13 protein-coding genes are annotated in these 13238 nt (G+C 68.1%); 7 read left to right on the plus strand and 6 right to left on the minus strand.

From position 1 onward, the window contains the following. The first annotated feature begins 14 nt into the window (after nt 1-14). Nucleotides 15-1136 (plus strand): epoxide hydrolase family protein, encoded by a 1122-nt coding sequence (locus ACQHI0_RS10685; RefSeq protein ID WP_427907782.1) that lies wholly within the window; start codon nt 15-17, stop codon nt 1134-1136. Between the two features lie 45 nt (nt 1137-1181). Then, on the plus strand, nt 1182-1832 hold the full coding sequence (locus ACQHI0_RS10690) for a tyrosine-protein phosphatase (protein ID WP_427907783.1): 651 nt from the start codon (nt 1182-1184) through the stop codon (nt 1830-1832). A 24-nt stretch (nt 1833-1856) separates the two neighbouring features. Here ACQHI0_RS10690 and ACQHI0_RS10695 read toward each other — a convergent pair whose 3' ends face one another. Both ACQHI0_RS10695 and ACQHI0_RS10700 read right to left on the minus strand, forming a co-directional pair. Continuing rightward, nucleotides 1857-2663, minus strand: a complete 807-nt coding sequence (locus ACQHI0_RS10695) for an IclR family transcriptional regulator (protein ID WP_427907784.1) — start codon at nt 2661-2663, stop codon at nt 1857-1859. A 113-nt stretch (nt 2664-2776) separates the two neighbouring features. Continuing rightward, a complete protein-coding gene (locus ACQHI0_RS10700) occupies nt 2777-5020 on the minus strand; it encodes an ATP-binding protein (protein WP_427907785.1) in 2244 nt (747 codons plus the stop codon). Nucleotides 5021-5223: 203 nt separating this feature from the next. Here ACQHI0_RS10700 and ACQHI0_RS10705 point away from each other — a divergent pair, with 203 nt between their 5' ends. Continuing rightward, nucleotides 5224-5754, plus strand: a complete 531-nt coding sequence (locus ACQHI0_RS10705) for a pyridoxamine 5'-phosphate oxidase family protein (RefSeq protein WP_427907786.1) — start codon at nt 5224-5226, stop codon at nt 5752-5754. Nucleotides 5755-5879: 125 nt separating this feature from the next. Further along, the gene (locus ACQHI0_RS10710) at nt 5880-6524 is read left to right on the plus strand and encodes a DUF4097 family beta strand repeat-containing protein (protein ID WP_427907787.1); all 645 of its coding nucleotides are present in this window, start codon (nt 5880-5882) and stop codon (nt 6522-6524) included. 214 nt (nt 6525-6738) lie between these two features. On the opposite strand, the gene ACQHI0_RS10715 is transcribed toward ACQHI0_RS10710, so the two are convergent. Then, a complete protein-coding gene (locus tag ACQHI0_RS10715) occupies nt 6739-7350 on the minus strand; it encodes a TetR/AcrR family transcriptional regulator (RefSeq protein ID WP_427907788.1) in 612 nt (203 codons plus the stop codon). Between the two features lie 95 nt (nt 7351-7445). On the opposite strand from ACQHI0_RS10715, the gene ACQHI0_RS10720 reads away from it, so the two are divergent. Next, the gene (locus ACQHI0_RS10720) at nt 7446-8126 is read left to right on the plus strand and encodes a CatB-related O-acetyltransferase (protein WP_427907789.1); all 681 of its coding nucleotides are present in this window, start codon (nt 7446-7448) and stop codon (nt 8124-8126) included. Between the two features lie 5 nt (nt 8127-8131). Beyond that, nucleotides 8132-9304, plus strand: a complete 1173-nt coding sequence (locus ACQHI0_RS10725; protein WP_427907790.1) for a macrolide family glycosyltransferase — start codon at nt 8132-8134, stop codon at nt 9302-9304. A gap of 156 nt (nt 9305-9460) precedes the next feature. Here the strand turns inward: ACQHI0_RS10725 and ACQHI0_RS10730 are convergent, their stop codons facing one another. Then, nucleotides 9461-10237, minus strand: a complete 777-nt coding sequence (locus ACQHI0_RS10730; protein ID WP_427907791.1) for a helix-turn-helix domain-containing protein — start codon at nt 10235-10237, stop codon at nt 9461-9463. 114 nt (nt 10238-10351) lie between these two features. Here ACQHI0_RS10730 and ACQHI0_RS10735 point away from each other — a divergent pair, with 114 nt between their 5' ends. Beyond that, nucleotides 10352-10789, plus strand: coding sequence for an SRPBCC family protein (locus ACQHI0_RS10735; protein WP_427907792.1), 438 nt, complete (start codon nt 10352-10354; stop codon nt 10787-10789). 74 nt (nt 10790-10863) lie between these two features. Here ACQHI0_RS10735 and ACQHI0_RS10740 read toward each other — a convergent pair whose 3' ends face one another. Both ACQHI0_RS10740 and ACQHI0_RS10745 read right to left on the minus strand, forming a co-directional pair. Then, complete coding sequence (locus ACQHI0_RS10740; RefSeq protein ID WP_427907793.1) at nt 10864-12102, minus strand: MFS transporter; 1239 nt, start codon at nt 12100-12102, stop codon at nt 10864-10866. A 55-nt stretch (nt 12103-12157) separates the two neighbouring features. Next, on the minus strand, nt 12158-13129 hold the full coding sequence (locus tag ACQHI0_RS10745) for a helix-turn-helix transcriptional regulator (RefSeq protein WP_427907794.1): 972 nt from the start codon (nt 13127-13129) through the stop codon (nt 12158-12160). Nucleotides 13130-13238 lie beyond the last annotated feature (109 nt).

The raw sequence follows: 13238 nt of genomic DNA on the forward strand, positions 1-13238 counted from the left end.
AAGGAGTCGAGACCATGATCGAACCGTTCCGCGTCGACATCCCGCAGTCCGATATCGATGACCTGAACGACCGGCTCGCCCGCACCCGCTGGCCCGATGAAATCGACGACGCGGGCTGGGACTACGGCTTCCCGTTGGCTCGACTGAAAGAACTCGCCGAATACTGGCGCACGACCTACGACTGGCGCGCGCACGAGGAGAAACTCAACGAGTTCGCACACTTCACCACCGAAATCGACGGCCAGAACATCCATTTCGTCCATGTCCGCTCGCCGAAGCCGGATGCGCTCGCGCTGATCCTCACCCACGGCTGGCCCGGCTCGTTCCTGGAATTCCTCGACGTGATCGACCCGCTGTCGCGCGACTTCCATCTGGTGATCCCGTCCATTCCCGGCTACGGATTCTCCGGACCTACGCACGAGCGCGGCTGGGATATCGTCCGCGTCGCGCGCGCCTGGGCCGAGCTGATGCACCGCCTCGGCTACGAGCGCTACGGCGCGCAGGGTGGCGATTTCGGTTCGGGAATCTCGCAATCGCTGGGCGCGGTGGCTGCGGAACATGTTGTCGGAGTGCATGTCAACTACCTGCCGACCAGGCCGAACCCGGACGTCGAACTCTCCGAGGCAGACGAAGCGCGACTCGGCAAAGTCAAACAGCTGATGGCCAGCCGCCCGCCGTACCAGGCTCTCCAAGCTGCCACCCCGCAGACCATCGGCTACGCGCTCACCGACTCGCCGGTCGGTCAACTCGCCTGGATCGCCGAACGTTTCGCGCAATGGACGGACCCGCGTACGCCGGTCAGCGACGACCGGATGCTCACCGACATCTCCCTGTACTGGCTCACTGCCACTGCGGCGTCCTCGGCACGGCTGCATCGCGAGTCGGCGCGGGGGAGCGAGCCGTGCCCGGTCCCCCTCGGCGTCGCGGTGTTCGCCCACGACATCACCCAATCGGTGCGCCCGCTGGCCGAACAGCTCTACGACATCAGGCACTGGTCGGAATTCGACCGCGGCGGTCATTTCGCGGCGATGGAGGTGCCGGACCTGCTCGCCGGGGATATCCGGGAGTTCTTCCTGCACAGTATCGACCGGCCGCGCGCGAATTCGGTTGTGTCAAGCCGCAATCCCGGCCATTGATTGTGCGTGCCTGGCGGGACGGCCACATCATTACCGTCGCTGCACGTGAAAGCAATTCGTACCAAACGCTCCGTCGTCTCCGTATTGACCACCGCCCTGGCCGCCATCGCTCTCGGCGCCACTGTCGCGCTGCCGTCGGCACCCGCGGCCGCGGCGCCGAGCACCGGCGGCCAGATCGCCTTGCACGGGGCGGTCAATGTCCGTGACCTCGGCGGTTTCCGCACCTACGACGGCGCCACCGTCAAGTCCGGCAAGGCGATCCGGGCCGACGCCCTGTCCGGACTGACCGACGCCGACGTCGCCATCTTGGGCGCTCGCAAATTGTCCTCCGTCGTCGATCTGCGTACCCCGGGGGAGGTGCAGTTCATGGGTGCCGACCGGCTGCCCGCCGGTGTTCGGCTGGTCGCGCGCCCGATCGACGACACCGGACTGTTCACGAAGATGATGCAGGTCATCCAGTCCAAGGACCCGCAACGCCAGCAGGAAGTGCTGGGGAACGGCGGCGCCGAGACGATCATGCAGGGCGTCTACGCGAGTTTCCTGTCCGCGGAGTCGCGGGCCGCGTTCGGCGCCACCGTCCGCGAACTCGCCGCCACCGACGGCCCGCTGCTCTACCACTGCACCTCGGGCAAGGACCGGACCGGTTTCCTCACCTATGTGGTGTTGCGCGGTCGGTGTGCCCGAGCGGGCTCGTAGCGAGTCGGCTGCCCAGTGCCCTGGTCAGGGCTGGCGCCGGTGACGGGGTGTCGCCGTCCGGGCGGCCTCGTCGGCGACATCGACGAGAATCCGGGCCAGCCGGCTCGTGCCGGGGGCACGGGTCCCGCCGACCCGGCCCGACAGCGACAGCGCGGCGATCCCGGTACCTGCCCGGATCGGCACCGCGACACAGACGACACCGGGCAGCGCTTCCTCGCGGTCGACGGCGACTCCCCGATGGCGGCGGACCCGATCCAGTTCGCTGTGCAGTTCGGCGCGGTGGCCGATCGTGTGGGGGGTCGGCTGCGGCAGCCGTTCCCCGAAAGCCAGTTCGATGACGCTCGGTCGCAAGGTGGCCAGTAGGGCCTTGCCGACGGCGGTGCAGTGCGCGGGCACCCGGCCGCCGAGGCGGGTAGGGATGCTGTCGCCGCCGCGGCCGACGGCTTTGTCGATGACGAGCACCTCGGGGCCGTCGAGCACACCGAGGTGCGCGACCATGCCGGTGCGCTGGCACAGCTCGTGCAGCAGCGGTCCCCACGCATCGCGGATCTCGTTGTGTTCGATGGCGAGTCCGCCGAGTTCCAATGTCCTGGTGCCGAGGCGGTAGCCGCCGGGTGCGTGCGCCAGCCAGCGCAGCCGGATCATCTGATCGATGATGCGGTGCACGCTCGATCGGGGTAAGCCGGTGCGTTCGGCCACGTCGAGCAGGGTGCGCACCGGCGCGGGTCCGTCGAAGGTGTCCATGATCAGCGTCATCCGTTCGATCATCGATACCGGTGTGTGGCCGATGTGCGCCACCGACCGGGGCGCGAAGCGCTCATCGACCGTCATGCATCACCTCACTGCAGTTCGCTGTGCCCTCGGCATCACCTTGCCGTCATCGCGGCGCGCGGGAATCGCGGAAACTACGGAGATCTCGCGTGGCGGCTACGGAGATGACGCCGTCACACGGTGCTGCGGCTGACCCAGGTGGCGATCTGGGTGCGGGAGGTGAAGCCCAGTTTGGTGAGGATGTGGTCGACGTGGCTCTCGGCGGTGCGGACCGAGATCACCAGGTCTTGGGCGATCCGGCGGTTGCCGTAGCCGTGGGCGATCAGCCGCGCGACCTCGCGTTCCCGGCGTGTCAGCACGTCGAGTCCGGTCGGTTCGCCGTCGGCGACCGCCTGCGGTGCGGTCTGCATCGCGTAGTGGACGGCGTCCTCGATCGTCAGCGCGGCGCCGGCGTCGAAGCATGCGGTGAATTCCCGCTCGCCGAGTGCGGTCTGGACCTGCTCGCGGACTCGCTGCCCGATGAGCTGGGTCATCGCGTGCGCGAGCCGCTGCGAACTGCCCCGGCGGATGGCCGATGCCGCGCCCATCAGCCGCGCGGCGCGCTCGCGGTCACCGTCGGCAGCCGCCGCCCAGGCCAGGCCGTCGACACTGGTGGCGATCCAGGCGCAGCGGTCGAAGAGCTGGAACAACTCGATCGATCGGCGCAGCGCGGCGACCGCGCCACGCTGGTCACCGGCACGCCGCCGCTGGGTACCGACCGCCCACTGGGCGAGCCCGCCGAGCAGGTGGGAGCCGTGCTCGGTGGTCAGCGCTTGCAGTTGTTCGGTTATCGCACCGGCGATCGGGTCGTCGAGGGCCAGCGCGCACACGGCGGCGAACGCCAGGCTCTCCATCTCGACCCGCGGGTGGACGCACTCACGTGCGCATCCGGAGACCGCCACGGCGATGTCGAGCGCACCGCGCAGATCGCCGGACCCGAAGACCAGCACGGCCCGCGCCATCTCGGCTTCGGCCTTGACCTGCGCCGACCCGGATTCGACGGCGATCGCCGCGCTGGCCATGGCGAATTCCGCCGCCTGCTCGGTCTCGGAGCGCATGGCCGCGATCACCGCGGACGCGGCCAGCGCCCTGGCTCGGTCGACGGTGGGCTCGGTGTTGTTGGCCAGCGCCTCCGAGAGCCAGCGGTATCCCTCCAGCAGGAGGTGGCAGTGCTCCCAGAACGGCCACAGCTCGGTCGCGATCTCGAGGGCGCGCCGGGCGCCGGCGGGATCGTCGAGACAGAATTGCAGTGCGGCACGCAGATTGGCGTGTTCGCGGGCGACATCGGCGAACCAGCCCTGATCGGCGGCGTTCCAGTATTCGCCGCGCCCGCGCCGCGCGAGCCGGTAGTAGTACTCGCGGTGGGCGATTCGGAAGGCGTATTCGTCCCCGCGCGCCCGCAACCGGTCGCGGGCGAACTGGCGCAGCGGTTCGAGCATCGTGTACCGGCCGGTGCTGTCGGCGCCTGGTCCGTAGGTCAGTACCGACTTGTCCACCAAACCGGTCAGCGCGTCCAGCAGTGTGTGCGGGTCACCGAGGTGGCAGACCGCTTGCGCGGCGTCGAACCCGGCACCGCCCGCGAAGACTGACAGCTGTTCCCACAGGCGTTGCTCGTCGGGTGTGCACAGGTCATAGCTCCAGCGGATCGCCGAGGCCAGGGTCTGCTGGCGCTGTGGCGCGGCGCGGAGCCCGGTGGTGAGCAGGCCCATGGCGTCGTCGAGGCGGGCCAGGACCTGGTCGGGGGTGAACATCCGCAAGCGCAGCGCCGCCAGTTCCAGCGCGAGCGGGATGCCGTCGAGTCGTCGGCAGATCATGGCCAGGGTCGCCGCGTTGGCCGCGCTGCGCCGGAAGGTCGGGTCCGCGGCGGTGGCGCGGTCGACGAGAAGCCGGGTTGCCGGGCTGTCGAGTTCGGCGTGTTCGGGGTCGGGCACCGGCAGTGGCGCCACCGGCAGAATCTGTTCGCCGGGCACGCCGAGCGGCTCGCGGCTGGTTGCCAGGATCCGCAGTCCGGTGGTCGCGGGGATGAGCTGGTCCGCGAGTGTCGCGCAGGCGCCGATCACGTGTTCGCAGTTGTCCAGGATCAGCAGCAGATCCGCTGCGGCGAGGTGCTCGGTGAGCGCGGCCTGCGGTGCAGTGGTGTCATCGCGCAGCCCGAGTTCGCGTGCCACGGTAGCGGCGACCAGGTCGGGGTCGCTGACGTGGGCCAATTCCACCAGCCACACACCGTCGGGAAATGCCCGCCGCACGACCGCGCCGACACGTCTGCTCAGCCGGGTCTTACCGACGCCACCCACCCCGGTCAGGGTGAGCAACCGGGTTCCGCCGAGCAGCTTCCTGGCTGCCGCGACATCGTCGTCGCGTCCGACGAAGCTCGTCACTTCCGCCGGGAGGTTCCCCGCAACACGCCTGCCCACGCCCTACTGTCGCACAGACTGATTCGTCGCACACCCAGTCTGCGGTGGTGGGCCCCGCGCGGGTTCTGGACTCGAAACCGGTGGGCGAAAGATGACAGAAGATGTCAAGGTTGTGGTCGAGGATGGGTTTCGTCGGTTGGCACACCACGGATAGATAAGGGCCCTCCTTGCGCGAAACTCCGAAAGATCTCGCCGAGCTCCAGATACTTCTCGACTCCTCGCTCGCCAGCTCCACATCGCATCTGCGGTCGATCATCGATGAGCAGAACACGCTGACCGCGGCGGGGCTCACCCAGATCCTCACCGGTATGTGCACCCTGGCGCTGTCCACCGTGACGGCGAAGGGTGAGCCACGTATCAGTGGTGTGGACGGTCATTTCCTGCACGGGCGGTGGCATTTCGGCACGGCGCGCACTGCCGCGAAGGCCCGCCATCTCGCGGCGCGGCCGGCGGCGAGCGTCGCGCACATGCGTGGCGAGGACCTGGGTGTGTTCACGCACGGGACGGTCGAGATCCTCAACCCGCAGGGCGGTGAGCCGGCCGCGGACTGGCCGGAGCTGCGCGCGTACTTCGAGGACTTCTACGGCGCCGACGCGTTCGACTGGGACAACGAGGTGGTCTACTACCGGCTGCATCCGCACTGGATGGCGGTCTACGCCCCCGGCGCCACGAGGCTCGCCGGGGAGTCTCGGTCCTGACTTTCGGGCTGCGCGGAAATCGCGGAAATCAAGGGTTGCGCTATACGTATACATCTACTTATAGTGAGAGCACGCAATGTACGTATACATCTACGTATAACGAAGTTCGCAACCTAGGAGTCCAGATGCCCACTTTCCAGACACCGCAGCCGATCGCCGTCGCCGTTGATGTGCCCTGTGGCGACGTCACCGTCATCGCCTCCGACCGCACCGACACGGTGGTCGAAATTCGACCGGCGGTCGCGTCCAGCAAGGCGGATGTGCGTGCTGCCCAAGAGATCCAGGTCGAGTTCGTCGGCGGCAAGCTGACGGTCGAGACTCCGAAGAAGTGGAAGACCATCAGGCCGTTCGGCGGCACTGCGACGCTCTCGGTGACCATCGAGGTGCCCTCGGGTTCCGTTCTCGACGCGACCCTCGCGATGGGTCGGCTGGCGAGTGTCGGCGAATACGACCAGTGCGACCTGGAGGTCGCCGCCGGCGACATCGTGGTCGAGCGTCCGCGCGGTTCGGTGACCGCGAAAACCGCCAAGGGCAACATTCGCGTCGACGATGCCGCGCGTGGGGTACTTCGGCTGGAGACGTCGATGGGTGACCTGGAAGTGGGGATCCGTCGGGGCAGCGCGGCCCGGCTCGAGGTCAACGCCATGTACGGCAACGTGCAGAACCTGATGGATCCGGTGGATCAATCGCAGGAGAGCGGCGATGTCGTGCAGGTGATCGCACGCAATCTCTACGGCAACGTCGTTATCGGGCACGGAGCCCTCGTGTAGCGGTCAAAGCTGTTGTGGCCGAAGCTATTCGCGTGCAACATCACCGGTGACCGACCGGCAGCACACGGTAGCAACCAGTGCCCGACCTCGAGCATCGCGGCAGCCGCAGACCATCTCCGGATGATCTGCGGCTGTCCTGGCGTGAGTTCGTCGAACAGCGGCACAGCGATTGGCGCTCTGGTGATTCCGGTGCCGCGCGGAATCCGGAGGCAAGTCACGTGGTGAATGCACCCGCCTCCGCGGCGAGCGCGGCGGTGACTGCTGCTCGGTCGGGTAAGTAGGGGTCGGGTGGGGTGCGTAGGAGGACCAGGTGGTGGTAGATGGGGGCGGTAGCGGCGATGAGCAGGGCGCGGGCATCGATGGCGGTGGGGAGCTCGCCGCGCTGAATCGCGCGGTCGACGATGATCTCGGACTGGGCGTACCGGTCGTCCCATAAGCGCCGCAGCGCTCGGGCGGCTTCCTCGGATCGGAACGAGACGGCGATCAACGCCAGCGCGAGCGATGGTTCCTCGGCGAAGGAGTCCTGGATCTCGTGGTTGAGCGCGGCGAGGTCGCCGCGGAGGGAGCCGGTGTCGCGGGGGTGCCATTGCTGGTCGGTGGCCGCGTCGAAGAGGTCGGCGAGCAGACCGCCGACGTTGTGCCAGCGGCGATACACCGTCGCGCGGTGCACTCCTGCGCGGGCGGCGACGGCATCCATGGTGAGTGCGTCGTAGCCGTGCTCGGTCAGCTCGGCGGTGACAGCGTCGAGCACCTGGGTTCGGATGCGGGCGGTTCGCCCACCTGGTCGGCGGCCGGCCGAAGCGAGGGCTTGCGGTTCGGAACTCATTGTCGGGCTGTCCGATCGCTTGACGGGCGAGGTTATCGACGTAAGCTTAGTGCGACAGTTGTCGTTTTAGGAAGTCGTGCGCGGCTGGACGACTCATGCGCCGAAGGAGTTTCGCTGTGCCCCACGAATCCGCACCCGTTCCCGCGGACCCGACCGTTGTGCACCCCATGCCCGACCAGCCACGAGTCGTGCTGCTGAAGCCGTTGGTCACCTCGCCGCTCATCGAGGTCGGCGAGTACTCCTACTACGACGACCCCGACGACCCGACAGCGTTCGAAACCCGCAACGTTCTCTACCATTACGGCCCGGAGAAACTGATCATCGGAAAATTCTGCGCGCTGGGCACCGGAACACGGTTCATCATGAACGGCGCCAACCATCGGATGGACGGCCCGTCGACCTTCCCGTTCCCCACCATGGGCGGATCATGGTCGAACCACTTCGACCTGCTCACCGGGCTGCCGGGTCGAGGCGACACGGTCGTCGGCAACGACGTCTGGTTCGGCAACGGCGCGACGGTGATGCCCGGCGTGCGGATCGGCCACGGCGCGATCATCAGCACCGGCTCCGTCGTCACCGGTGACGTCCCCGACTACGGCATCGTCGGCGGAAACCCCGCCCGTCTCATCCGCACCCGCTACGACGACCGCGATATCGCCCGATTGCTGGCGGTGGCGTGGTGGAACTGGCCCGCCGAACACATCACCGCCCACGTGCCCACGATCATGTCCGGCAGTATCGACGACCTCGAAGCCGCCGCCGAATCTTTGAAGTGAGCGAAATGCCCTCTCGCCCCGCCCATATCGCGATGGTCGGCATCCCCATCGTCAGCCATGTCCTGCCGAGCCTCGAAGTCATCCGTGAGCTGGTGGCTCGCGGCCATCGCGTCACCTACGCCAACGACCCGGCGGTCGCCGACCTGATCACCGGGGCCGGCGCCGACCTGATTCCGTGCACGTCGTTGTTGCCGGTGGCCGACAACAACTGGCCGCAGGACCCGGTCGCGGTGATGAACCTGTTCCTCGACAATGCGCAACTCGCGCTTGCCCCACTCCGCGCGGCCTACGACGCCGACCCCGCCGACCTCTATATGTACGACATCGGCGCCTATGCCGGACGTGCCCTCGCCGAATCACAGAATCGCCCGCTGCTCCAGCTCTCGCCCACCTTCGTCGCGTGGCAAGGATACGAACAGGACGTGGTGGCACAGGTCCGGCAACTGCCCGGCGCCGACACCTTCCAGGCGAGATTCGCGCAGTGGCTTGCCGACTGCGGCGCGACGACCACTGATGTCGACGAATTCTCCGGCATGCCCGCCGACACCGTGGCTCTGATTCCCCGGGCGATGCAACCTCATGCCGACCGAGTCGACTCGGGCACAGTGACATTCGTCGGCCCGTGTTTCGATACCCGCCGATCAGCGGGCTGGATCCGCCCGGCTCGTGCGGGGAAGGTGCTGCTGATCTCTCTGGGCTCGGCCTACACCCACCGACCGGAGTTCTACCGCCAATGCCTACAGGCTTTCGGTAACTTGCCCGGCTGGCACATCGTCCTTCAGATCGGCAAACACACCGACCCCGACGAACTCGGCGACATCGCCCCCAATGTCGAAGTGCACTCCTGGGTGCCTCAGCGGGCAATCCTGGAACAGGCGGACGCCTTCATCACCCACGCCGGCATGGGTGGCTGCGGTGAAGGGCTGTCAGCGGGCGTCCCGATGATCGCCGTGCCCCAGGGCGCGGAGCAGTTCATGAACGCGGATCGACTCGTCGAACTGGGCGTGGCCTGCCGCATCGACACCGAAGACGCCACCGCCGAGAACCTGCGGGCGGCCCTGCACGACCTGATCACCGATCCCGAGGTTGCCCACCGCTCCGCGCAACTGAGCGCCGACGCGAAAGCCGAAGGCGGGACCCTGCGCGCCGCCGACCTCATCGAAAAGATGCTGGACTGAAGATGACGCAATCGACGTGCTGAACATGCACTGACCGCCGGTTCACATGGGCCGCCGATGAACCGAGCTGTGCACGCCCACGGTTGCCGTGCTGGGTCGGTTACGGGAGGGGTACCTAGGCCGGGCGGTGCGCGGTGTCGCCGAGAGTCCGGCTCGTCACGCTGAGGGGGTGAGTAATCGGCGCAGCGCGACAGGGGTGTGGCCGAGGTGCGCACGGATGGTCCGAGTGAGGTGGGGCTGGTCGGCGAAACCGAGGTCAGCGGCGAGATCGGCGAGGCCGGTTTCGCCATCGGTGAGCCGGTCGATGGCGTGGCCGACGCGAACTCGGTTGCGGTAGTGGGTCACCGAAACACCCATCTGCTGGGAGAACGCCCGGCTCAGCCGATACGGCGAGACCATCAGCAGTCCGGCCAGCGACCGCAACCCGGCAGCTTCGGCGGCACCGGTGAGGATCGCGTGGCGCGCCGCGGTGACCATCGCCCGATCGGCGGGACGTGGGCGCGGAGTCGACCGGCCGGTGGCGGCGGCGACGAGCCGGAGCAGTTCCTCGGTCAGCGCGTAGTCGATATCACCGACCGTGGCGGCACCAAGCAGCCTGCGGTGGGCCAGTTCGACGCGCGCGTCGATGTAGACCGCGCGCGCGACCATCGGCCCGTCCCAGAACTCGGGCGCGATACTCACCGAGGTGCACACGTCGCCGCCGGCGGGGTGAGCGAACCGTTCTTCCTCTCCGGGAGCGCCCAGATAACCGAGGGTGGGATCGAGGTCGGCGTCGACCCCGTCGGCTCGGCGCCGGAACCTGCCGCGCCGCACGAGCACAAGCCGATGCTCGCCGCAAGGCTCCGGCGCCGACCATCGGGTGTGGTCGGCACGGCACGTCACGGCGGTCACGGTGAAGTCCGCCCGTGCGGCAACGGGAACGGCGCACAACATGCGATGACCGTACGCCGAGGCTACGACACATCGGCCCCGCAACAATCTTCAAGACCGGGGGCAGGTCCGGACTGAATGCTGGGTGGGCACCGACCCACACCGAGGAGCGACACCATGGCATCTGTTCACAAGGAATTTCACGTCGACGCCACACCGGACCAGGTCTGGGATGTGCTGCGTGACTACGGCGCTGTGCACGAACGGCTCGTACCGGGGTTCGTCACCGACACCCGACTCGACGCCGACACCCGCACAGTCACCTTCGCCGACGGCACCGTCGTCGCCGAACGCCTCGTCGACCTCGACCCGGTGAGCAGGCGTGTCGCCTACACCGTCGTCGGCGGGAGTCTGCACCCCTCCCATCACCACGCCTGGATGCAGGCGCTGCCGGAGGCCGAGGGCGGGACGCGGTTCGTCTGGCACACCGACGTGTTGCCCGACGCGCTCGCCGCGTCGATCGCCGAGTTCGTCGAACACGGTGCCACGGTCATGCGTACGGCACTGGAAGCGGCGGCGACACAGTCACGTGGCGTGCACGAGGTCACTCGGTAGCCGTGCCCGAGTTCGCGCCGGAGCGCGGAGGGCGGGCGACCGAGGATCCTCGCCGCCCTCCGCCAGCGTGTAGATCACCGCTCGCTGTGGACAGCCGAAACATCGTGTGCGACAACCGGACTGCCGACGAGTGGGCGATCGGCCAGGGCGACAATGCCCGCTGCGGCCGTCGCCGCCGCGGCGGAAGCGACCAGCCCTGGCCAGCCGAACCAGCCGATCGCGGCCGCGCCGAACGCCGTGCCCAGACTGCCCCCCACGAAGTAGACCGCCATATAGGCGCTGTTGAATCGTGCCGGAGCCGATGAATCGATGGCCAGGACCGCACTCTGATTGGCTACTTGCGCCGCGAACAGTCCGGCATCGAAGAGACCGAGACAGATCAGCGTCACCGCAATGTTCGACAAGGCAACGCCCAAGCCCACCACCGAGGTGAGCGCAAGCGCGAGCCCGACCAGGATCACCCTCCGGTGGCCGACCCGATCGGTCCAGTTCCCGGCGATCCGCGTCGCGACAACACCTGCCAGACCGGCGCAGGCATACAGACCGATCCGCTCGGGGGAGTAGGAGTACGGCGGCTGCGACAGTGCCACCGCGAGGCCGGCCCAGATCGCACAGAACGCGAAGAACCACAGCGCACCACGCGCTGCCGCCCAGCGCAGCGCCGCGAAGCGCGCGAAAAGTCCCGGAATTCCCCGCAGCGTATCCAGATATCCGCAACCTGCCCGGCCGCGCACCGCGGGCAGGACCGAATACGACACCACCGCCACCACGACGCAGGGCACCGCGAAGACCAACAGCATTGCTCGCCAGCCGATCACCTCGGTGAGCCACCCGCCGACAATGCGTCCCGCGAGAATTCCCGCCGAAATGCCCGCGGTGACGATCCCCAGGATCGTGGCCTGCCGATGCGGCCCCGCGAATCGCCCAGCCACCGAACTCAGCTGAGCACCGACAGCCGATCCTGCCCCGACGACACCGAGGACAACCCCGAGCACCCACGACGAACCTGCCACCGCCCCGGCGGCCGAGGCGATCGCCAGCACCGCGAACTGCGCCGCCACCACAGTCCGGGGCGCGAACCGGTCCACCAGCGGCACCAGCAACACCAACCCCGCCAGATAGCCGATCGGCCCGCACGCCAACGCGGTACCGATCACCGCCGCGGAGGTGTCCAGTGACCCCGCGACCTCGGCGACGGCGGGGTGGAGCAGGTAGACACTCGCGGTGGCGAGCGCGGCGGCCAGCGCCATGAACCACACGACCGATGTCCGCAACACCGCGCTCGACATCTTCGGAATCCGTTCGCTTTCCATGCACCGACGATAGGAATCCCGGCACCGTCGGTCCGGCGGAAAACAGACGGCACCGTCAGTCCGCCGCCGCGTCGCGGTGCGCGACGGCCGCGGTGACTCGCTCGGCGAGCGCACGGAGGTGGTCGATGAGTTCGGGTGGTTCGTGTACCTGGAATCCGAACCCGAAAAGCCCGGTGTAGACGGCTATTTCGTCGAGTGAGTTCGAGCCGGTGTGCAGCAGACAGTGTCCGTCGTCGATGGCTTCGATGACCCCGACCGTCGGCGGGATGCGATCGGCCGCCACAGCCGCCGACGCCTCGAGCGTGATGCGGGCCCGATACCGGTAAGCGGAGGTGCTGACACCGCGCGACACCCAGCCGGCCAAATCGACCTCGGGTGCCTCGCGCGCGGTGAAGCGTGGCCCGTTCGGGATGCGCGGTTGGAGTCGATCGACCCGGTAGGTGCGCCAATCCTTCTTCTCGACATCCCAGCCGACCAGATACCAGCGGCGCCCGGTATGGACGAGTCGGTGGGGTTCGGCTGTGCGCCGGATTTCGGTGCCGTCGTGGGTGCGATAGTCGAAACGGAGCTGTTCGTGGTCACGGATCGCGGCGGCGATCGCGGTCAGTACATCCGGGTCGACCGTCGCGGTACCGGCGGGCATCGTGACGGTCGCGGCCTGCAACGCCGCGACCCGCTGTCGCAGTCGTGACGGCAGGATCTGCTCCAGTTTCGCCAGCGCCCGCAGCGAACTCTCCTCGATCCCGGTGACCGATCCGCCCGCGGCCGTACGCAGCCCGAGGACGACGGCGACCGCTTCGTCGTCGTTGAGCAACAGCGGTGGCAATCTGGCGCCCGCGCCCAGCCGGTATCCGGCGGTGCCGGCCACCGCGTGCACCGGGTAGCCGAGCGTGCGCAGCTTGTCGATGTCGCGGCGAACCGTGCGAGCGTCGACCTCCAGGCGTTCGGCCAGGTCGGCGCCGGTCCACATCCGGGGTGTCTGCAGCAGTGACAGGAGTTCGAGGAGTCGAGCCGAAGTTTCCAACACACTTCGCATTCTCCCCGCCTGCTAGGACAGTGACTGTCCTAGCAGGCTCGTAGCGTAGTCGGACTGGCAGGAGACCAACGCCGAGCCCCCGGAAGATCAGCTTCCGGGG

This window comes from Nocardia sp. FBN12, from assembly GCF_050320175.1.
Lineage (GTDB): Bacteria > Actinomycetota > Actinomycetes > Mycobacteriales > Mycobacteriaceae > Nocardia.